The organism is Nocardioides sp., from assembly GCF_036374615.1.
Taxonomy (GTDB): domain Bacteria; phylum Actinomycetota; class Actinomycetes; order Propionibacteriales; family Nocardioidaceae; genus Nocardioides.
Map to the genome: position 1 here is coordinate 13,132 of NZ_DASUTK010000225.1, position 20,518 is coordinate 33,649.

Annotated in this window: 21 protein-coding genes; 9 read left to right on the top strand and 12 right to left on the bottom strand. The window is 70.9% G+C overall.

Annotation, left to right across the window (positions count from 1 at the left end; translation table 11 throughout):
- Nucleotides 1–49: 49 nt before the first annotated feature.
- Nucleotides 50–1,270, top strand: a complete 1,221-nt coding sequence (locus tag VFZ39_RS17460; RefSeq protein WP_330867066.1) for an ROK family protein — start codon at nucleotides 50–52, stop codon at nucleotides 1,268–1,270.
- Here the strand turns inward: VFZ39_RS17460 and VFZ39_RS17465 are convergent.
- Nucleotides 1,267–1,959: a GAF and ANTAR domain-containing protein gene (locus tag VFZ39_RS17465; RefSeq protein ID WP_330867067.1), complete on the bottom strand. Its 693-nt coding sequence runs from the start codon at nucleotides 1,957–1,959 to the stop codon at nucleotides 1,267–1,269. The two genes, VFZ39_RS17460 and VFZ39_RS17465, sit on opposite strands and share 4 nt — an antisense overlap.
- Nucleotides 1,960–2,444: 485 nt before the next feature.
- Between VFZ39_RS17465 and VFZ39_RS17470 the strand changes: the two genes are divergently transcribed.
- Together VFZ39_RS17470 and VFZ39_RS17475 are read left to right on the top strand one after the other, a co-directional pair.
- Nucleotides 2,445–2,621, top strand: coding sequence for a hypothetical protein (locus VFZ39_RS17470; protein ID WP_330867068.1), 177 nt, complete (start codon nucleotides 2,445–2,447; stop codon nucleotides 2,619–2,621).
- A 295-nt stretch (nucleotides 2,622–2,916) separates the two neighbouring features.
- Nucleotides 2,917–3,519 carry a lysoplasmalogenase gene (locus tag VFZ39_RS17475; RefSeq protein WP_330867069.1) on the top strand — a complete coding sequence of 201 codons (603 nt, stop codon included), beginning with the start codon at nucleotides 2,917–2,919 and terminating at the stop codon, nucleotides 3,517–3,519.
- A 22-nt stretch (nucleotides 3,520–3,541) separates the two neighbouring features.
- Here VFZ39_RS17475 and VFZ39_RS17480 read toward each other — a convergent pair whose 3' ends face one another.
- The 9 genes from VFZ39_RS17480 to VFZ39_RS17520 all read right to left on the bottom strand — a co-directional run bounded on the left by VFZ39_RS17480 (nucleotide 3,542) and on the right by VFZ39_RS17520 (nucleotide 13,321).
- On the bottom strand, nucleotides 3,542–5,020 hold the full coding sequence (locus VFZ39_RS17480; RefSeq protein ID WP_330867070.1) for a DUF222 domain-containing protein: 1,479 nt from the start codon (nucleotides 5,018–5,020) through the stop codon (nucleotides 3,542–3,544).
- A gap of 163 nt (nucleotides 5,021–5,183) precedes the next feature.
- Nucleotides 5,184–5,699 (bottom strand): GNAT family N-acetyltransferase, encoded by a 516-nt coding sequence (locus tag VFZ39_RS17485; protein WP_330867071.1) that lies wholly within the window; start codon nucleotides 5,697–5,699, stop codon nucleotides 5,184–5,186.
- Nucleotides 5,700–5,705: 6 nt separating this feature from the next.
- Entirely contained in the window at nucleotides 5,706–6,635 is a 930-nt protein-coding gene (locus VFZ39_RS17490; protein ID WP_330867072.1) for a superoxide dismutase, read from the bottom strand.
- Between the two features lie 89 nt (nucleotides 6,636–6,724).
- Nucleotides 6,725–8,176, bottom strand: coding sequence for an aminobutyraldehyde dehydrogenase (locus tag VFZ39_RS17495; RefSeq protein WP_330867073.1), 1,452 nt, complete (start codon nucleotides 8,174–8,176; stop codon nucleotides 6,725–6,727).
- 19 nt (nucleotides 8,177–8,195) lie between these two features.
- Nucleotides 8,196–9,494: an FAD-dependent oxidoreductase gene (locus tag VFZ39_RS17500; RefSeq protein WP_330867074.1), complete on the bottom strand. Its 1,299-nt coding sequence runs from the start codon at nucleotides 9,492–9,494 to the stop codon at nucleotides 8,196–8,198.
- A gap of 68 nt (nucleotides 9,495–9,562) precedes the next feature.
- Complete coding sequence (locus VFZ39_RS17505; protein ID WP_330867075.1) at nucleotides 9,563–10,591, bottom strand: ABC transporter ATP-binding protein; 1,029 nt, start codon at nucleotides 10,589–10,591, stop codon at nucleotides 9,563–9,565.
- Nucleotides 10,584–11,387: an ABC transporter permease gene (locus VFZ39_RS17510; RefSeq protein WP_330867076.1), complete on the bottom strand. Its 804-nt coding sequence runs from the start codon at nucleotides 11,385–11,387 to the stop codon at nucleotides 10,584–10,586. The genes VFZ39_RS17505 and VFZ39_RS17510 overlap by 8 nt, the downstream gene beginning before the upstream one ends.
- Nucleotides 11,384–12,265, bottom strand: coding sequence for an ABC transporter permease (locus VFZ39_RS17515; RefSeq protein ID WP_330867077.1), 882 nt, complete (start codon nucleotides 12,263–12,265; stop codon nucleotides 11,384–11,386). The genes VFZ39_RS17510 and VFZ39_RS17515 overlap by 4 nt, the downstream gene beginning before the upstream one ends.
- Nucleotides 12,266–13,321 (bottom strand): spermidine/putrescine ABC transporter substrate-binding protein, encoded by a 1,056-nt coding sequence (locus VFZ39_RS17520; protein ID WP_330867078.1) that lies wholly within the window; start codon nucleotides 13,319–13,321, stop codon nucleotides 12,266–12,268.
- A gap of 220 nt (nucleotides 13,322–13,541) precedes the next feature.
- Between VFZ39_RS17520 and VFZ39_RS17525 the strand changes: the two genes are divergently transcribed.
- The 5 genes from VFZ39_RS17525 to VFZ39_RS17545 all read left to right on the top strand — a co-directional run bounded on the left by VFZ39_RS17525 (nucleotide 13,542) and on the right by VFZ39_RS17545 (nucleotide 18,958).
- On the top strand, nucleotides 13,542–14,192 hold the full coding sequence (locus VFZ39_RS17525; RefSeq protein ID WP_330867079.1) for a TetR/AcrR family transcriptional regulator: 651 nt from the start codon (nucleotides 13,542–13,544) through the stop codon (nucleotides 14,190–14,192).
- Nucleotides 14,189–15,514: a glycosyltransferase gene (locus tag VFZ39_RS17530; protein ID WP_330867080.1), complete on the top strand. Its 1,326-nt coding sequence runs from the start codon at nucleotides 14,189–14,191 to the stop codon at nucleotides 15,512–15,514. The genes VFZ39_RS17525 and VFZ39_RS17530 overlap by 4 nt, the downstream gene beginning before the upstream one ends.
- Entirely contained in the window at nucleotides 15,507–16,466 is a 960-nt protein-coding gene (locus tag VFZ39_RS17535) for a hypothetical protein (protein WP_330867081.1), read from the top strand. Before VFZ39_RS17530 ends, VFZ39_RS17535 begins: the two co-directional genes overlap by 8 nt.
- The gene (locus VFZ39_RS17540; protein WP_330867082.1) at nucleotides 16,463–17,395 is read left to right on the top strand and encodes an SIS domain-containing protein; all 933 of its coding nucleotides are present in this window, start codon (nucleotides 16,463–16,465) and stop codon (nucleotides 17,393–17,395) included. The genes VFZ39_RS17535 and VFZ39_RS17540 overlap by 4 nt, the downstream gene beginning before the upstream one ends.
- 81 nt (nucleotides 17,396–17,476) lie before the next feature.
- Nucleotides 17,477–18,958 (top strand): endonuclease/exonuclease/phosphatase family protein, encoded by a 1,482-nt coding sequence (locus VFZ39_RS17545; RefSeq protein WP_330867083.1) that lies wholly within the window; start codon nucleotides 17,477–17,479, stop codon nucleotides 18,956–18,958.
- 6 nt (nucleotides 18,959–18,964) lie between these two features.
- Here VFZ39_RS17545 and VFZ39_RS17550 read toward each other — a convergent pair whose 3' ends face one another.
- Nucleotides 18,965–19,858, bottom strand: coding sequence for an ornithine cyclodeaminase family protein (locus VFZ39_RS17550; RefSeq protein WP_330867084.1), 894 nt, complete (start codon nucleotides 19,856–19,858; stop codon nucleotides 18,965–18,967).
- Nucleotides 19,855–20,160, bottom strand: coding sequence for a proline racemase family protein (locus VFZ39_RS17555; protein ID WP_330867085.1), 306 nt, complete (start codon nucleotides 20,158–20,160; stop codon nucleotides 19,855–19,857). The genes VFZ39_RS17550 and VFZ39_RS17555 overlap by 4 nt, the downstream gene beginning before the upstream one ends.
- Nucleotides 20,161–20,226: 66 nt before the next feature.
- On the opposite strand from VFZ39_RS17555, the gene VFZ39_RS17560 reads away from it, so the two are divergent.
- Nucleotides 20,227–20,518 (top strand): VOC family protein (locus VFZ39_RS17560; protein WP_330867086.1); only part of this gene is annotated, 292 nt, incomplete at its 3' end.

Below are 20,518 nucleotides of genomic sequence, written 5' to 3' on the forward strand. Positions count from 1 at the left end.
TATTTGTTGTGTAGCACAACCTAATCAGGACGACCCGTGAGGACAAGGCATGACGGTGGCTGGGACCGGCCCGTCCGGGCCGTACGCCGCGCGGCGACCGAGTCTGCGCGACGGCAACCTGCGTCAGGTGCTCCGCGCCGTCGCCGACTCCGACGAGCCGCTCTCCCGAGCCGGGGTCGCCGCCGTGACCGGCCTGACCCGCTCGACGGTGTCGCGACTGGTCGACGACCTGGTCGTGGCCCGTCTGCTCGACGAGCTCGAGCCGCGGCAAGGGCCCGGACGCGGTCGCCCGGGAACCCCGCTCGCACCCGGGAGCCGGGTCGCCGCGCTGGGGCTCCAGGTCAATCCCGGCTATCTCGCTGCGCGGGTGATCGACCTGCGGGGGCGGACGGTCGCGCAGCGGTACGTCGCCGCAGATCTGGAGCAGTCCGACCCGGCAACGACGTTGCGGAGGCTGGGCACCATGGCTCGCCGACTGGTGCGCAGCCTGCCGACGGGCCTGCGCCTCGTCGGCGCCGGCGTGGCACTTCCGGGCATCGTCTCGGTGGCTGACGCGCGTGTGCTCAGCGCACCGAACCTCGGCTGGGCCGACGTCGGAGTGGCGGACCTGCTGCGGGGGCGGCTTGGCGGTCTCACCCTGCAGATCGGCAACGAGGCGGACCTGGCCGCCCGCACGGTCGCGGAGGAGTCCCCAGGTCGCGGCGGTCGGCTCACCGACTTCCTGTACGTCTCCGGCGAGGTGGGGATCGGCGGGGCGGCGGTCGTCGGCGGCCGGGTGTTCCCGGGCCGGCACGGCTGGGCGGGCGAGATCGGGCACATCTCCGTGGATCCCATGGGTCCGAGGTGCCGCTGCGGCTCCACCGGCTGCCTGGAGCAGTACGCCGGGCTCCATGCCGTGCTGGCAGCGGCCGGGCTACCGCCGGACGCGTCCGTCGACCTGCTGCTCGAGCGGGTCAGGTCGGGAGATCCTGCCGCGCGCGGGGCGATCGAGGCGGCCGCTCGAGCCCTCGGCGTGGCGCTGGCCAGCGCCGTCAACGTGCTGGACATCCCGACCATCGTCCTGGGCGGCCACCTGGCCGCAGCGGCCGACGTGCTTCAGCCGCTCCTCGAGCGCGAGCTCGACGGGCGCGTCCTGTCGGCGGCGTGGGGGTCGGTCGTCGTCGACGTTGCCCCGGACGACCCCGCGCCCGGCGCCACGGGCGCGGCCTGCGCGGTGCTGGGCGCGCTGATCGACGACCCTGCGGGGTGGATGACGCCGCGAGCCGGCTAGCCACCCGCCTTGTGGTCGGCCTCGTCGACGATCTCACGTGCGACCACGCGCAGCTTGCGGTTCGCCGAGCTGGACTGCCGCACCAGGTAGGCGAACGCCTGATCGCGGGGCAGCCCGAAACGCTCCATCAGGATGCCGACCGCGGTCCCGATCACGGTTCGGGTGCCGATCGCGGTCCGCAGCTGCTCCTCCTCCCGGACGTGGCCGATCGCGATGCCGGCGTGCACGGCGAAGTGCTCGGCCACACCGATGGATCCCGGGTCGATGTCGTCGTGCGACGTGGAGTACAGGTTGAGGCCGAGCACGCCCTTGGTCTCGCTCCGCAGGCGCACGCCGAGCTGTGAGCGCAGGCCGAGGTCCAATGCCCGGCCGACGTACCGAGGCCACCGCTGCTCGTGCTTGGCGTCATGCATCGTGACCACGTCGTCCTCGGTCGCCGCGTCGAGACAGGGGCCCTGGTTGGTCTCCTCCTGCAGCGCGTCGAACGCGAGAGCCGTCTCTGTCGTCGCGGCCAGGGTCTGGATCCTGCGGTCCGACCCGTGCCGCGAGACGCTGACGTGCTCGAACTCCGGCAGGCACCGCTGGGCCTGCGCGACTACCTCGGCGAGCGTCGTCGCGAGGTCCGGCTGGGACTGGAACGCTGTCGCGGCGTCGGTCACGGTGCCGAGCGCGTCAGACTCCACTGGCACCCACCACCCTCCCACCAGAAACGCCCCACGGTTCCTCGAGGTGCCAGTCCAGCATAGTCCCGGGCGTGGCGGATCGACCGACACCGCGCGTGTCCTGGACCGGCGGTGACCGGCCCGGGCACGGGCGAGCTCAGGGTGTGGGGTGTTCGGCCGAGCCACCGACCTGGTTGGTCTCGCAGTCCGGGTTCGTGCAGACACGGGTGTCGACCGGTCCGTCCGGCTCCGGTGTGCGGGGGGCCTCGTCAGTGCTCAGACGAACGTCGGCGCCGCAGACCTCACACGGCTTGTAGTCCTGGTACACGTGAGCCCTGTACCCACGTCTCGCCCCATCAGCGCCGTAGGCCGGGGCCGAGGAGAAGGGGGGGTCGTGCCGATTCCTACGGCGCGCAGTGACGTACGTAGGGGCGTTCCAGCTGCCGCTCCTACCGGAAGTTGCTGCCCGCTCGGCTACGCGGCTGGTCGAAGCCGCCTTGCGGCGGTCGGGCATGCCCGTGGACGCGCTCGCCCGGTTCCGCCGAGAGATGATCGACGACGATGCGCTCGGCCCGGCGCTGGGGTGGTACCGCGCCATCCCCGTCGGGGCCGGCCGCTCCGCGACGGCTTCCCTCGTCCACGTGCCCACCACACACGTGACGAGGCTCCCGAGCGGCTGGCCGCTGTGATCGAGGAACGCATCGCGTCCGCCTCGCAGAGCTGACCGATCTCGCCGAGAGGTCGCGAACTTCTTCCCGAAGCGGCGACTACATCACCTCACCGTGGGTACTTGGGGCCCGCGGTCGGCCGTCACGCACGGCGGGCCGTGGATGTGGGACCTCCTGGCTGAGTGGTGCCCCACATCGAAATCGGAGCCGCCCCCGGTGCCCCGGGGGCGACGGGGGCGGCTCTGTCCACGGCGCTCCCGCTACCAGGTCGTCTAGGTTTGGGCCCGTTGACACTCGCGGGCGTGAGGAGCAGACGATGGGCACTCCGTCGGGCGATTCGTTCGCCGGCCCACGAGCTCGGAACCTCGCCAAGTCGCTGCTCATGCCCGCCCTTGCCGCGCGGTTCGTCAGGGCCGACCGCGGCCCCGAGTTTCGGCCCGTCGTCGCGGCACAAGCACTCTCCTGGGTCGGGGACCTCGCTCTGAACGGGAGCAGCCGGGGTCGCTTCCTGCTCGGGTTGAGCTCCTTCCTCGCCGCGCACGTCGCGTACGTGTCGGCTTACCGGCGCCGCTCGTCAGTCGGACTGCTCGACACCACGGGGAGGCGGCGCCTCATGGCGGGCGGCGCAGGCGCTTCCCTGGCCATGGCTCTGGCGGCGGGCCGTCAGGACCGAGCCGCAGCGGTTCCGGTTGCGGCGTACGGCGTGACCCTGACGACGATGGTCGCCGCCGCGGCCGCGGTGGACCCTGATCGGGGCCGGAACCGAATCCTCGCCGGCGCCTCCCTGTTCCTGCTGTCGGACACCCTGATCGGCGTCGGCAGATTCGTCATGGCCGAGGAGTCCCCGGGGTACCAGGCCGCCGTCCTGGGGACCTACGGTGCAGCGCAGTTGCTCATCTGCGAAGGGTTGGTTCGTTGATCCCCGGTCGAGGTAGTGCGAGCTAGCTGCTCACGAGGTCGCGTGGGACGCGGGCCCTGCCGGTGGCTTGGAGGTCGAGGGTCATCTGAGCGATGGCTTGGTCGAGGGGGTCGTCGGAGAGCAGGCCGGAGCCGACCTGTTCGGTGAGCGCCGTGGTGCCGTGGTGGTTGACCCGGGTGTAGCGGCCGTTGGGGGTTCGCCAGACGTACTCGCCTGGCCGGAGTTGTCGGACCGTGTAGCCGGCGAAGGTCTTCGCACGGTGTGCGGTGCGGCTGAGGGGCTGGCTGTTGTGGTCTCCGGTCTGACCCGGCGTACCGGGGACGAAGGGTTCGACGTGGTCGAGATCGAGGTCGCGGGTGACCTGGTTGCCGTAGGGGAAGCAGTCGGCCGGACAGCGCAGGTGGATCCGTTCGGCGACCGAGTCGGGATGTTCGTAGGCGTCGACGGCGTGCTGGTCGGCCAGGTCGATCACCGGCTTGACCGTCACGTTGGTGTGGCCGAGCCACTCCGGCACCTCACTGGCAAGCAGCGGGCCGATGTCCTCGACCCGGGCCACCGCGGCGATCCCGCACTCCACACAGCCCTTGCCGTTGATCGCGGCTTGGTGGAGGTGGAGGTAGAGGACGACCTGCGGGCGGAGCCGGGCCGGGTCCAGGCCGCGAAAGGCCGCGGCCAGGTCGGCCTGCTCGAAGTCGGGGTCGGGGACGCCGTCGAGCAGCAGCTGCAGCAGCTCGGCGGGGCGAGCCAGCCACCCGAACGCCTCCGAGCGCAGCTCGTCCTTCGTCGTGCCGGCGGGGAAGGTGGGGGCGAGCAGGTCGGCGACCCGGTCGACCATCGCGTCGATCCAGGCGGCGTCGCCGGCGCGGACCCGGGCGATCACGTGCCGCAGCCCGAACTCATCGGTCTGGGACAGCGAGACGTACCGGCGCCGCTTCTCCTCGTCGAGCTTGGCCTGGTGGGCGGCCGGGTCGGCGGCAATCACTTTCGCGCGGACGACCTCCAGCAGCCTTGCGGGGGACACCTCGGCCAGGCCCTCGGGCAACGCCGCATCCACCACCGCGACCGCGTGGTAGTCGAGGCTGCGCGACAGAGCGGCGGCCTTGCGGGCGATCCACGCCTCCAGCCGGAGGTCGTGGACGGCCCGCCACCAGCTCGGGAGCCGGTGACGCAGGTCGAGGGCATCGGCCACCACCCGCCGCGCGGAGTGAGGGTGGACGCGGCGAGAGGTCGCCAGCTCGGCCAGGCACAGCTCTTGAACCGGCGGGGTGCCCTCTCCGCCGAGGTCGATCAGCCGGTCCTCCCCGCGCCACTCGCGCCGCCGCACCCCCGGACCCTGCTGGGGATCCGTGGCGTGCAGGTCGGCCCAGTGGGCGGCCAACGCCAGGTCCCGCGCTTCGGCGCGCCGGCGGACGACCAGCGAATCCTCGACCGCCGCCAACGTCGCCGACGCATCGAGGTAGGTGAAGTCCTCGTGGTCGGCGAGCCCGAGATCCGGTTCCATGAGAGGCACGCTAGCCGCGGCCACTGACACGATCAGTGCCCAGAACCCTTACTCCACAAGGCTTCTGGGCATCGTGACCCAACCGTTACCCCCACCGATCCGGGCCTTGCGAAGTGGTTTCGAGACGGGCGCTAGCGCGCCCTCCTCAACCACCGATCTGCCCTCAACCGAGTGACGCGGAGGGCGCCACGAAGAGCAGCCACTCCCGCCCGCCGTCGAGGACCTGGCCGTCCTGGACCCAGCCGAGCCGGTGGAAGACGCGCTGCATCGCCTGGTTCCTCGAGTCGGTCCTGCCCTCGACCCGCGTCGCACCAGCGCTCTCGAACAGCCAGCCGCTGAAAGCCGCCAGCGCCTCCGCCGCGAAGCCCTGCCCGCGGGCGGGTGGGTGGAGACCGATCCCGATGTTGTAGGTCGACGGCTCGTCGATCCGGTCGGACGGGACGAAGGTCTGGATCCGCCCGACGGCTTGCGCGCCGACGTCGATGGCGAGGTCGAGCCACCCGTCGGTCAGCTGCCCGGAACGCGCCAGCCGCGCCCTGAACGTGGCCTCGTCAGGGATCCCGTTCTGCGCCACCTCGTCCCCCGCCGCCATCGCCTCCCACTCCGCATCGATCTCCTCCGGCCGAAGCGGCCGGAGGGTCACGCGGCCTGCGGTGATCGTGACCAGCTCCGATGTCATGTGAGCTCAGCGGGCGGGTACCCGAGTCACCCAGTACGGCGTGTCTGGCGTGGGCGGTGTGTTGAACCGCGCGTTCGGGAGGTAGAGCCAGCGGCCGAAGCGGGCGACAGTCGTGGGGATGTCGAAGTCAGCGCTCGTGATCGTCCGGACGACCCGCCCCTGCGTGCCGGCGCGGTTGAGCGAGACGACGGCGACCTGGTTGAGCTGGTTCTGTACGGCGTACAACGTCCGACGCACCAGCAGCAGCCCGTCGCCGGCGGTGAGCAAGGCCCCACCGAGGTCCACCACCGACGCGTCGCCGGTCCTCCGATCGACCCGGTAGAGCAGGCCCGACGTCGAGTGCACGACCAGGAGCGCCCGGTGGTCGGGCGTCGCGGTGATCCCGTTGGCGCCGAAGCCCGTGCCCTGGTCCCAGTCGCCGCCCAACGGCACCGTGACGACTGCACCCGGATCGGGCAGAGAGCCGGACCGCGAACGTGGCACCTTGTAGAGCTGGGCGTTGAACGAGTCGGTGAACCAGGCTGCGGACCGCGTCAGCACCACGTCGTTCACGAAGCTCGGGTCGGTCGTGAACTGGTAGGACGCGAGGATCTCTCCACTGTGGGAGGACACGACGCGCCCGTCCCCGGCAGGGCCGCCCGCGATGAAGAGCCGGCCGCGGCGGTCGGACTTCAGCCCGACCGACGGGGTGCCCGGGCCCTGGCTCACGATCTGCCCACGCCCGGTCCGGAGGTTGACCTCGTAGACGTCGCCGTCGGCGCGGGAGCCGAACCACGCGGTGGGTCCGGGCCCGACGGCGATGCCCTCCGGCAGGAAGCCGTTCGGCAGGTCGATCGTGGCGGGGAAGGGCTTCTCGGCCGGTGCGGCGGTCGCGACCGGTGCGAACACGGCGGCGGCGATGGCGATCACCAGGCTGGAACGAGCGAGACGGAACATGGCGGCTCCTGCCGTCGGGCGCCGGCACGCACACACTCGCCGACGCGAGCTGGTGGAATGCGCCCACGGTACCCGGAGTCGGCGCCGGCTCACGCAGGCCGGAAGGAGTCGTGCTCCGGCGGTGCCTCGTGCCGCACCATCACGTGGTGGGTGACGGTGTACTCCAGCAACGACTCGTGGCTCATGTCCTTGCCGAAGCCGCTGGCCTTCACACCGCCGTGAGGAGCCTCCGACGCGATCGGGAGGTGGTCGTTGACCCAGGTGACGCCGGCCTGGATCCGGTGGGCGACCCGCAGCGCGCGCTGCACGTCTCGGGTCCAGACCGACGACGCCAGGCCGTAGGCGCTGTCATTGGCCAGGGCGACCGCCTCGTCCTCGTCGACGAACGGGAGCACGACCAGCACCGGCCCGAACACCTCGTCCTGGACGATCTCCGAGGCCTGGTCCGCTCCGGTGACCAGTGTGGGCGGGTAGTAGGCGCCCGGTCCGTCGGGGACCTCGCCCCCGGTCACCACGGTCGCGCCGGCCCCCGCCGCGCGCGAGACGAAGCCGTGCACCCGCTCCCGGTGCTCGCGGCTGATCAGCGGCCCGATGTCGGTCGTCGGGTCACTGGGGGCGCCGACGCGGATCGCCGACAGCTGCGCAGCGAGCGCACCGACGACGGCGTCGTGCGCAGATTGCTCGACGTACACGCGGGTGACGGCGGTGCAGTCCTGGCCGGAGTTGTACGTCCCACCCATCGCGATCCCGCGCGCCGTGGCCTCCACGTCGGTATCCCCGAACACGACAGCGGGCGCCTTCCCGCCCAGCTCCAGGTGCAGCCGCTTCGTGGTGGGCGCTGCCGCCGACATCACGGCCCGCCCGGCCCGCGAGGAGCCGGTGATCGACACCATCGCCACCTGCGCATGCTCGACCAGCGCTGCACCGATGTCCGCTCCCCCGGTGACGACGTTCAGCACGCCGGCGGGCAGCCCTGCCTCGACCGCGATGTCGGCCAGGCGAAGCGTCGACGACGGCGTCTGCGGCGCCGGCTTGAGCACGATCGTGTTGCCCGCGGCCAGGGCCGGGCCGACCTTCCAGATCGCCATGATGAACGGGACGTTCCACGGCGCGATCCCGGCGACGACCCCGACCGGTCGGCGGACGAGAAGCGAGGTGTACCCGCTCGAGAGGACCCCGGCGCCCGACCCCTCGAGCGATCGCGCGGCGCCCGCGAAGAACCGCAGGTTGTCGATCGCGAACGGCAGCTCGCCCTCGGCGAAGACCGGCAGCGGCTTGCCTGTCTCGCGCACCTCGAGGTCCACCAGGTCCTCGGCAGCGGCGAGCGCGTCGGCTACCCGTGACAGCACCAGCGCGCGGTCCCCGGGAGTTCGGGCCGCCCACTCCGGGAAGGCCGCGCGCGCAGCCGCGACGGCGGCGTCGACGTCCGACACCGACGCCTGCGCGAAGGATGCCGTCGCTGAGCCGGTGGCGGGGTCCGCGAGCTCGACGACCTCACCCGACCCCGTGCGGCGCTGCCCGTCCACGAAGATCCCGTCCATTTCTCTCACCTCTCACAGCTCAGGAGTTGAAGCCGACACCGAACCGGTCCAGCAACCGCAGCCACGGCCCGCGCTGACCCGTCCGGTCCTCGCGGGCGAGCGCCGCGCGGGTGGCCTGCACCGCGACGTAGCGCAGTGGCTCGGGCGGGAACGGCGTCGGCCGCTCGGTCAGGAAGTCGGGTGCGGTCAGGCCGTCCAGCACGTCGAGCAGCGCACCCGCGGCGAACCGGCTGTAGGCCACGCCCAGCCCGGTGAAGCCGATCGCGTGCCCGACCGTGCCACTCCGGTCCGCGCCGACGTAGGGCACGAACCGGCTCGAGGTGTCGATCAGGCCGGCCCAGCGGTGCGTGAACCGCACCCCCGCCAGCTGCGGGAACGTCTCGACGAAGTGCCGCGCCAGCAGCCGGTGCGAGGCGTCGCGCTGCTCCCGCGCGGCATCCGTCGAGGAGCCGAAGTAGTAGATGGCGTCGTACCCGCCCCACAGGATCCGACCGTCGGCGAGCGGCCGATAGTAGTGGAACTGGTTGCCGGCGTCGGTGACACCCTGGCGCTCCGGCCACCGGAGGCTCTCCCACTGGGCGTCGGTCAGCGGCTCGGTCACCAGGACGTGGTCGTAGACGGGCACGACATACTTGCGCAGCCGCCGCGCCGGCGACCGGTAGGCATTCGTGGCCAGCGCGATCCGGTCCGCCCGCACCCGCCCCGACGCGGTCACCACCAGGCCCGGCCGGACCGACGACACCGATGTCTGCTCGTGCAGCCGCACGCCGAGCCGGATCGCCCAGTCGCGAAGGCCGGCCGCGAGGGCTGCCGGGTCGAGGGTGCCGCTGCCGCTCCGGATCCGCAGCGCGCCCAGGTACGTCGGGGAGTCGACGTCGGCGCGAACGCCGTCGGCGTCGAGCAGCTCCACGTGCTCACCGTGCTCTGCCAGCAGCTTTCCGAGCGCCGGCAGGGCCGCGGCCTGGTGGGGTGTCGTGGCGACCAAGGTCTTCCCGGTGAGCCGCAGATCGGCGGCGATCGCCTGCTCCGCCACGTCGTCGCGCAGGCCCTCCAGGTTCTCCCTGCCGAGCGCGGCGAGGCCGTCGACCTGGTCCGGCCACAGCGCCAGCCCGTGCGCGTGGCCGTGGGTCAGCGAGTCGGAGACGAAGCCGCCGTTGCGGCCGGTGGCGCCGTGACCGACGTAGTGGCTCTCCAGCAGGACGACCTCGCGCGAGGGGTGCCTGCGCTTGGCGCTGATCGCCGTCCACAGTCCGGTGAATCCTGCGCCCACCACGACCAGGTCGGCCTGCGTGTCCCCGGCGAGCGGCGGACGCGTCACGCCGAGGTCGTGTAGGTCGTGCCAGTAGGAGCGAGGTTCGGCGTCGGCGAGTGGGTCGTCCGACCCCGTCATGGCACGAGCACCGCGGCGTCCGCTTCCCACGTCAGTGACACCACCGCACCACGCTCGACCCCGGTCGACCCCGGCTGCCGCACCAGCACCGGCTGACCGGACGCCGTCGCCACACCCTCCGGTGTGACCGCGATCGTCGACATGCCACCGGTGAACTGGGTCTCCACCACCGTCCCCGAGACCATGCCCGAGGGTGCGATCCGCACGTCCTCGGGCCGCACCACCAGGTAGCGACCAGAACCGTGCCCCGGCAGCACCGTCGGCCCGACCGACAGGCCGCCAGGGGCCGCCGAGCCCTCGAACACGTTGCTCTGCCCGATGAACTCGGCCACGAACCGGTTCGCCGGCCGTTGGTACAGCTCCTCCGGGGTCGCCACCTGCTGGACCCGGCCGCCGTCCAGTACGGCGACCCGATCGGCCATCGACAGCGCCTCGTCCTGGTCGTGGGTCACCATGACGAACGCGATCCCGACCTCGTGCTGGAGTCGCTTCAGCTCCAGCTGCATCTGCGCGCGCACGTTGCGGTCCAGCGCCGACAGCGGCTCGTCCAGGAGCAGCAGTCGTGGCCGGTTCACGATCGCCCGCGCCAGCGCGACGCGCTGCCGCTGACCGCCCGACAGCTGGCTCGGCCGGCGACCGGACAGGCCGGTCAGTCCGACGATCTCCAGCACCTCGTCGACCTTCCGTGCGATCTCCTGCCTCGACTCCCCCGCCCGGGCCGGTCCGTAGCCCACGTTCTTGGCCACGGTCTGGTGCGGGAAGAGCGCGTAGGACTGGAACATCATGTTCACCGGCCGCTTGTGGGCGGGGACCGCCAGCAGGTCCTCGCCGGCCAAGAGCACGGTCCCCTCGGTCGGCGTCTCGAACCCGGCCAGCGACCTCAGCAACGTCGTCTTCCCGCAGCCCGACGGCCCGAGCAACGCGAAGAACTCCTTGTCGCCGATGTCGAGCGAGACGTCGTCGAGGGCCCGGACGCTGCCGTACGACGCCCCCACGTTCCTGATCGACACCAGCGGCTCAGTCATCGCGGCTCTCCGTTCGTCCGACAGTCACGGCGACGACGACGACCGCGATCGCGCTGATCGCCAGCAGGATCGTCGCCAACGCGTTGATCTCCGGGGTCACGCCGAAGCGCACCCGCGAGTAGATCTCGATGGGCAAGGTCGGGCTGGTGGGCCCGTTGGTGAAGAAGGCGATCACGAACTCGTCGATCGACAGCGTGAACGCGAGCAGCGAGCCCGCGGCCACGGCCGGCGCGATCGACGGCAGCGTGATCCGCGTGAACGTCGTGAACCAGCCGGCGCCCAGGTCCTGCGATGCCTCCTCCAACGACCGGTCCAGCTGGACGAGCCGGGCGCGCACCACGGCCACCACGAACGCCGTACCGAAGGCGGCATGGGCCAGCACCACTGTGGAGAGACCGAGCGACACCCCGACCGCCGCGAAGAAGGAGAGCAGCCCGATCGCCAGCATCAGGTCGGGCAGGATCGCGGGTGCCATCACCACCGAGTCCAGCGAAGTCGACCGCGTGTAGCGGACCAGCCCGACCGCCAGCATCGTGCCCAGCACGGTGGAGACCACCGTGCAGCCGACGGCCACGAGCAGCGAGTTCAGCAACGCCTGGCCGATGTCGCCGTCCCGGAAGAGCTCGGGGTACCACTGCAGCGACAACCCCTTGAAGTTCAGCGCCGACTTCCCGCTGTTGAACGACATCACGACGAGGGCGACGATCGGCACGTACAGGAACGAGAAGCAGATCAGCAGCGGCAGCCACAGCCACCCGAGCCGCTCACCGCGGGACGTCGAGGCACGGCCGCTCATCGGTCCACCTCCACGGCGAACCGCCGGCTCACGACCGACTGGATCGCGAAGAGCGCGATCAGGAAGACCACCATGCAGAGCGCCAACGTGGCCCCGAACGGCCAGTCCCTCGCCTTGAGGAACTGGTCGCGGATCAGGTTGCCGACCATCACCGACTTGCCACCGCCCAGCAGCTCGGGGACGACGAAGTTCCCCAGGCTCGGCACGAAGACGAAGATGCAGCCGGTCACGACGCCGGGGAGCGACAGCGGCAGGGTCACCCGCATGAACGTGGCCAACCGCGTAGCCCCGAGGTTGGCCGAGGCCTCCCGCAGCTCGGCGTCGAGCCGGGCCACGGAGGCGTAGATGGGCAGGATCATCAGCGGCAGGTAGGCATAGACCAGCCCGGTCACCACGGCCCCGCGCGTGTAGAGAAGTGTGAGCGGCTCGTCGACCATCCCGATCCCGATCAGGGCATCGTTCACGATGCCCTGCGTGTTCAGCAGCATGATCCAGGCGTAGGTGCGGATCAGGAAGTTGGTCCAGAACGGCACCACGACCAGCACGAGGCAGACATTGCGCCAGCGGTCGGGCATCTTCGCGATCGCGTACGCCACCGGATAACCGAGCAGCAGCGCGATCAGGGTGGTCAGGCCGGCGATCCAGATCGAGCTGACCAGGACCTTGCGATAGGTCGGCTGGAAGGCTCGGCTGAAGTTGTCGAGGCCGAACTCGTAGACCACGCCCCCGAAGCGACCGCGGTCGAACACTGTGTAGCTGAGGACCAGGAGCACCGGCACGGCCACGAAGACCGCCGTGAAGAGCAGGCCCGGCCCCAGGAACACCACCTTCTCGAGGAGCCGGTGGCGGTCCCGCGGCCGGGTCGTGGGGACGGCCATCTAGGAGGCGGTGACCTCGGTCGTCAGCTCCGTGTACTTCGTCGAGTCCTCACCGAGGTCGATCAGGCTCTCACCCTCGGCCAGCTCGTCCGGCGTCACGTCGAGCTGCGGGAACTGCTTCTTCAGCTCGGCGGGCACCAGCTCGCCGGCCGGCTCGTTCGGCACGTTGTAGTAGACGTTCTCGGTCACCCAGGCGTGGGTCTCGGGCTCGAGCATCATGTTGATGAAGGCCATCGCGGCCTCCTTGTTCTCCGAGTCCTTGAGGACGACCATCGTGTCGACCCACAGGTCGCTGCCCTCCTCGGGCACCGTGAACTTGATGTCGGGGTTCTCGGCCATGCCGTAGCCGCACCAGCCGTCCCAGGCCTCGGTCATCACGGCCTCGCCGGACACGAGCTTCTCGTAGAACGTCGTGTCGTCGTACCCGAGCAGGTGCTCCTTGGCCGCGATCAGCTTGTCCTGGATCTCGGCCAGCTCGTCGTCGTCGGTGGTGTTGACCGAGTAACCGAGCGCCTTCTGGGCCGGCAACGCCAACCAGCGCTCCGTGGAGAGCATGGTGATCTTGCCGTCGTACTTCGGGTCCGGCTCGAGGATGTCGTTCCACGACGTCGGCGCCGGGTCCACCAGGTCCGAGCGGTAGCAGATCCCGGTCGTGCCCCAGGTGTACGGGACCGAGTAGACGTTGCCCGTGTCGTAGCTGAGCTCCTCGGCCTGCGGGTAGAGGTTCGAGAGGTTGGGGACCAGCTCACGGCTGATCGGCTCGAGCAGACCAGCCTCGTTCAGCGCCTGGGCGTACTGCCCGGACACGAAGGCCACGTCGATGCCCGAGTCACCGCCGGCGGTGAGCTTCGCCATGATCTCCTCGTTGGTGGCGTGCTCGGCGACGCTCAGCGACGAGCCGGTGGCCTCCGCGAACTGGTCGCCGATGTCCTCGGCCATGTACCCGGCCCAGTTCGACACCGTGACCGACTGCGTCGACAGGTCTGCGTCGGGGTCGAGGTCGCTGGCCTCGGGAGTGGCCGCCGGATCGTCGCCACCGCAGGCAGCGAGAACCATCGCGACAGAGAGGGCACCGATCCCCCACAGAGCTTGACGTGCTGACGTGCGTGGGGTCATGGGGGCCTCCTCGGCTACCGGATCTGCGTGACCTCAGCCGCCAAGATTGCAGAGACGTTCAAAGACGCGCAAGGGCTAGGCAGGCTTGAAACCGGCTTGTTACTCAATGTTCCTGAACGTCTCTTCAAGAAATCGACGATCCGTGGCAGGGTGACCAGCCATGAGTCGTTCGAAGGCCGGACGGGCGCGTCGCGACGCCCTCGTCGGGGCGGCACAGCGGGCCATGCTCGAGCACGGCGCCGACGCGAAGCTGCGGCACGTGGCCGAGGCGGCCGGGCTCACCTCGGGTGCGGTGCTCTACCACTTCCCCGACGTGCAGGCGCTGCTGCTCGAGGCCAACCGGGCTGGCATGGAGCGCTTCTACGACGAGCGGATCGCCGCGCTCGCCACCATCGACGACCCCGTGGAGAAGCTGGTCGTCACGGTCCGGACCGGCCTCCCGGTCGACCGCCAGGACGCGTCCGTGCGGCTGCTGTGCGAGCTGGGAGGCGCCGCGGGCCGCCAGCCGGTGTACGCCGCGCTGCTCACCGCCCTCTACGACCGCCAGGTCGCGATGTACCAGGTGATCCTGGAGTCCGGCACCGCCCGGGGCGTGTTCGAGCTCGCGCACGACTCGCGGACGATCGCCCGCAACCTGGTGGCTCTCGAGGACGCCTACGGCTATCGGATCATCGCCGGCCACCCGAGCATCGACCACGACGCGGCCGCGGAGCTGATCCTCGACTACGCCCGCGTCGCCACCGGCCACCCGCTCGTCCCCGACCAGCCCGGGACGCACCCGGACCCTCACCCGGAAGGAAAGCCCGCATGACCGACCAGCCGACCCAGAGCCTCACCGTGCTGTTCATGCCCGAGTCGGCGTACGGCCCCACCAACCAGTGCATCGGGCTCGGCAAGGTGCTTCTCGACCGCGGCCACACCGTCGTCTTCGCGGCCGAGCGCTCATGGGAGGGGAAGCTCGCGCCGCTCGGCTTCGTCGAGGCGCTCGTCGACCTCGCCGAACCGGACCCGGACGCCTCCGAGGACGCCGCCGGCCAGTTCTGGATCGACTTCATCCACGAGACCGCCCCGGAGTTCCGCAAGCCCACCATCGAGCAGCTGTCGAGCTTCATCCAGCCGACGTACCAGGCGCTGATCGACGGCGCGAAGTACTGCGAGCCGCAGCTGCGCGCGATCATCGCCGAGCACCGGCCGGACGTGCTGGTCGAGGACAACGTGGTCACGTTCCCCGCGCTGCTCAGCTCCGGCGCACCTTTCGTCCGGATCGTCTCGTGCAACCCGCTGGAGATCCGCGGCGACGACATCGCACCGACGTTCTCCGGGTACGCCGCCGACGACCGCAGCGGGTGGGACGCCTTCCTCGCCGAGTTCGACCGCACCCACCAGGAGACATGGGACTCGTTCAACGCCTGGGTGCAGGAGCAGGGCACCCCTCCCCTGCCCCGCCGCGACTTCGTCCACACGTCCGACGTCGCGAACCTGTATGTCTATCCCGAGGAGCTCGACTACGCAGACGCGCGCCCGCTGGACGGGTCCTGGCACCGGATCGACTCGAGCGTCCGCGAGACCGACGAGGACTACGAGCTGCCGGAGTCGTTCCGGGAGCGGCCAGAGGGCTCGGCCATCATCTACCTCAGCCTGGGGTCGCTGGGGGGCGCCGACATCGACCTGCTGCAGCGCCTGATCGACGCGCTCGCCAAGACCGAGCACCGGGTCGTCGTGAGCATGGGCCCGCGTGCCGACGAGGTCCGGCTCGCCGACAACATGGTCGGGGCCGCGATCGTCCCGCAGACCAAGGTCATCCCACAGGTCGACCTCGTGATCACCCACGGCGGCAACAACACGACCACCGAGTCGCTGCACTTCGGGAAGCCCATGATCGTGCTCCCCCTCTTCTGGGACCAGTACGACAACGCTCAGCGGGTGCACGAGACCGGCTTCGGTCGCCGCCTGTCGACGTACGCGTTCACCGACGAGGAGCTGATCGGCGCCGTCGAGGAGCTGCTCGCAGACACTGCCCTGCGGGACCGGTCGGCTCGCGTCGGCGCAGCGATCCGGGAGCGGGACGGGCTGCGCCGCGGTGCGGACATCATCGAGCGGGTCGGGCTGGAGCACCTGGCGCAGCGTGGCTGACCCCTCGTCCTTCCCGGTCGCCGTCACCGACGCGGGCGGCCAGTGGCGCTCCGCGCGTTCCGGGCCGAGACCGAACGCGGCGCTGCTTGACCTGCTCGCCTCGGACGACGAGCCGCCCGGTGGGTTCCGGGTGACGCGTGGCGAGCCGCTGTCGGTGGGCGCGACGGAACGCCGGATCGACGTCGACCAGACCAACGACTCGTGGGTCGTCGGCGACGCCGTGGTCGTCAAGTGGGTCACCGAGCCGCTGGTCGGGCCCCACCCCGCGCCCGAGCGGCTGCGGCGGCTCGACGCCGCGGGGTTCGTCGCGACGCCACGACTGCGCGGCATGGTCGAGTGGCAGACACCGGACGACTTCTGGGTGCCGGTGGTGACGGTCGTGGACCTGGTGCAAGACGCGACCGACGGCTGGACCTGGTGCCTCCACGAGTGCCGGGTCGCGCTGGGCGTCCAGCAGGGAGACTCGCTCCCGTTCGCCCGCGGACTCGGTGCGCTGACTGCCTCGATGCACCTGGCGCTGGCCGACTCCCCCAGCGGTCCTGTGGCGGACCACGGCGACTACCACGTGGGTCAGGTGCTGCGTACTCCCGGCGGCACGATGTACGTCATCGACTTCGACGGCAACCCCACGCTGCCGCCGGAGGAACGGGTCCGGCACCGACCGGCCGCCTACGACGTGGCCGGGATGCTGGTGGCGCTGGAGAACGTCGGGCACGTGGTGCAGCACTACGCGCCTGACCTGTCCGACGACGAGGTGGTCGGCTGGACCGAGCAGGTGCAGGGTGAGTTCCTGGCGTCGTACCAGGAGACCGCGGACGCGCTGCTCGACGAGACCCTGCTGGAGCAGTACGTGCTCGACCAGATCCAGCGGGAGCTGGCGTACGCCGACTCCCACCTGCCACGGTGGCACTACGTGCCCGAGGCGGCGCTGCGTCGGAGAGGACTGACGTGAAGCCCGACCAGTTCCTGGCGGACCTGCTCGAGAAGCCGGCCCGGCTGCGCGCGCTCGACCTCGCCGACGCCTGGAGCTTCCTCACCCCTCCCGCGCAGGTGCTGCTGCTCGGGATGGGCTCCTCGCACTACGCGAACCTGGTCGCCGCCGCGCGGCTCCGCACCGGCGGGGTGCCTGCCGTCGCCGAGCTCGCGTCCTCCGACCTGCTGCCGGCCGTCAGCCGTGACACGCTGGTGATCGCGGTCTCGGCCTCGGCAGGATCCGCGGAGACCGTGGACGCGGTGGATCGGCTGGGCGTCCCGTTCGTGGCGCTGGCGAACCACGAGGGGCCACTGACCGAGCGCGCCGCCCGCACCGTGTGGATGCAGGCCGGCGAGGAACGCGGAGGTGTCGCCTGCCGCTCCTTCCAACACACGCTGGCGCTGCTGCTCGCGCTCGAGTCCCACCTGGTCGGCGTCCCCCTCCCGCCGGTCGCACGGGCGGCCGAGGCCACGGAGGACCTGCTCGCCCGGGCCGACGACTGGCGCCCCCGGCTCGCCGAGCTGCTGCTCGGACCCCACGGCACCCACGTCGTCGCGCCGGCCCGGAGGATCTCCTCGGCGTACCAGTCAGCGCTGATGCTGCGGGAGGGGCCTCGGCTACCAGCGGTGGGCTGTGAGACCGGCGACTGGAGCCACGTCGACGTCTACCTGACCAAGACGACGGACTACCGGATGCTGCTGCTCGGCGGCTCCCGCTGGGAACCGCAGCTGCTGGACTGGACCCGTCAGCGCGGCAGCACCGTCGTTGCCGTGGGTGCGTCCGTCGCCGGCGTGACCGACGTGCTGCGCTACGCCCACGACGACGTCGACGACGTGCGGCTCCTCACCGAGACGCTGGTGGGTGAACTGCTCGCTGCCCATGCCTGGCTCGATGCGGCCGGGGGCTGACAGCACGTCGCGCGACCACTAGGGTCGCTCCTGACTGTTCGATCAGTCAGCGAGGGTGTCATGCGACGAAGGCCGGCGGCTGTGGGTCTAGTGGTGGGCCTCGCGTGCTCGCTGTTGGTCGCTTGCACGGACTACGTGGGCCCGACCGAGCCCGACACCGCTCCCTCGACCCCGGCAGCGGCCGCGGCTGAACCGATGCCGCTGTCGCTGCTGGTCTTCAACGTGGAGTACGGCGGGAGCAGGGCCAGCGACGCGGTGATGGCCGACCTCGACGCTGACGTGGTCGGGGTGCTGGAGTCGTACAACCGGCTTCCGGAGATCGCTGAGGCCGCTGGGTACCCGTACTACAACATCGGGCTGCAGATCCTCTCGAAGTACCCGATCCTCGAGCCTGCCCAGGCCGACGGCCTCTACTCGTTCATCGAGGTCCGGCCGGGCGAGGCGGTGGCGATGATCAATACCCACCTCGACTACGTGCAGGACGGGCCGAACCGGCTCGCCAAGGGGGTGCCGGTCGAGGAGGTCCTGGCCAGCGAGGACGAGGTGCGCACCTCCTCGCTCGAGAAGCTGCTGCCGTCGGCGACCTCACTGCTCGAGGACGGCTGGCCCGTCCTGTTCACCGGCGATCTCAACCAGCCCTCGCACCTGGACTGGACGGCCGAGACCGCCGACCAGCACGGCGGGGTGGGACCGGTCGCCTGGCCGGTCAGCCAAGCCCTGGTCGACACGGGGCTGCGCGACACCTATCGCGAGCTGCACCCGGACCCGGCCGCCGATCCCGGCAACACCTGGGGCCAGGTCGCCGGCAACGGCGGCAGTCCGCGTCGGATCGACTACGCCTATGTCGGCGGGCCGGTCGAGGTCGAGAGCAGCGAGCTCGTCGGGGAGCAAGGTGCCGCCGGTGTCGACCGTGCTTACCCGCGATGGACCTCGGACCACCGCGCGGTCTACGCCGAGCTGACCGTCACGCCCGCCCCGATCCCGGTGACGGTCGCCCTCTCCTCCCGGATGCTCACCGTCGGCGACTCGGTCGCCGTCAGCTATTGGTTGCCGGAAGGCGAAGGCGGGACCGTGCGTGTGGCTGGCTCCTCGTCGTCGTCGTTCGACGTCACCGAGTCGGGCACACTCGAGGTCGAGACCGGCTCCATGTCACCGGGCCCCTACCGGGTCGAGCTCACCGATGCCGACGGCTCGGTGCTCGCCGAGAACGAGTTCTACGTGCGCCCCCAGGACGCACAGGTCCAGCTCACGACCGACACCCCGTCGTATGACGTCGGCGACCCGATCGCAGTGCGATGGACCGACGGGCCCGCCAACCGCTGGGACTGGATCGGCGTCTACCGCGCCGGCGCCGCAGACCCCGAGAAGGACAACTACCTGGTCTGGGCCTACACCGGCGGGCACGACGCCGGCGCGATCCCACCGAGCACCGACGGCGAGCTGGTCCTCGGTCGTGACCACCAGGGCCGGCCGTGGCCACTCCCGGCAGGCGAGTACGAGGTTCACTACCTGCTGACCGACCAGTACACCAGCGCCGGGTCCGCACCGTTCTCCGTCGAGTAGGGACCCTCAACGCTGGCACTGCAGGACGGCTTCGGCGATCACGAGGTCCTGCCACGGCATGCCCACGCTCTTGAACACCAGCGGCCGGTCGGCGGTCACGTCCGCGGCGCCGGTCACGACATCCCGCATCGCGAGGAGACTCCGCGGATCCAGCACGCCGTCCTCGACCGCCATGACGACGTCGCCCGCCTCACGCAGCGCGGTGGCGGTGTCCTCCACGACCACCGTGGCCCGTCCGAGCAGCGCAGCGTCCAGCTCCCGTGCGTCGGGCTCGTGGGTGCCGACGGCGACCACGACCACGTCGTCGCGGAGCAGCGCCGAGTCGAACAGCGGGTGTCGTGCCGAGGTCGCACAGACCACGATGTCGGCGGATCGCAGCGCCTCGTCCGACTGCGCTGAGCCCAGCGCAACGGCATCGAGCGCGGTGCGGGACGGGTCACGCACCAGATGGATCGTCTCTCGCACGCGGCGTACGGCGGACAAGGTCGCCACGTGCGCAATGGCCTGCGGACCGGCTCCGACGACCACGACCCGCAGTGCGACATCGGGGAGTCGTCGGAGGACGGCGGCGACCGAGACGGCCGGAGTCCGCAGCGTGGTCAGGGCGGTCCCGTCGAGCACCGCGCGCAGTGTCAATGCGTCCCGGTCGAACAGCAGGTAGGCAGCCTGGATCCGGGGCAGGCCGCGGGCCGGGTTGTCGGGTGCGATGGTGACAACCTTGACCCCGGCTGCGGTAGGGGTCTCCGACGGCATGAACAGGAACTGACCGTGACTCAGGTCGACCGCGACCCGCGCGGGGTCGGTGGCCGGGTCGAGTCCCCCGCGCAAGGCGTCGGTGACGGCCTGCATCGCCGCCGCCGGACCAAGCGCGGCAACGGCGTCCGCGTCGAGGAACCTCACCTCAGCACGAAGCCCGGGACCAGGGGGTCGTGAGGATCGACCGAGAACCGGTGCTCACCAGTGCGGTGTGCGTTCCCGGTCACCTGAGGGATGACCGCGGCGCGGCCGTCGACCTCGACGGACTGGAGCACGGTTCCGAGGAAGGTGCTGCCGACGATCGACTCGTGTCGCAGTGCGGTTCCGCGCGGCAACCGGCCGTCGGCCGCGAGGACGGCGAGCCGGGGGACCGGCGGATCGGCGACGATCCGGAACGGTTCGCCGCCGGTGTGGTAGTCCGTGGTCGTGATCGTCGACGGCAGCACACCGGCAGCCTGACACGTCACCGGCTGCTCCGGAACGCCTGACCCTGGCTCGATAGCGTGCAGTGCATGCCCATCAAGCTGGAGAATGTCGGGATCGCCGTCCGCGACCTCGAAGCGACGATCGCCTTCTTCGCCGACCTCGGTCTGACCGTCCTCGGCCGTGACACGGTCAGCGGGGAGTGGGCCGACACCGCGGTCGGCCTCGACGGCAACCACGCCAAGATCGCCATGCTCCAGACGCCCGACGGCACCGGTCGTCTCGAGCTGTTCGAGTACATCCACCCCGACGCGATCGAGACCGAACCCACCCTGCCCAACGAGATCGGCATGCATCGCGTGGCCTTCTCGGTCGACGACA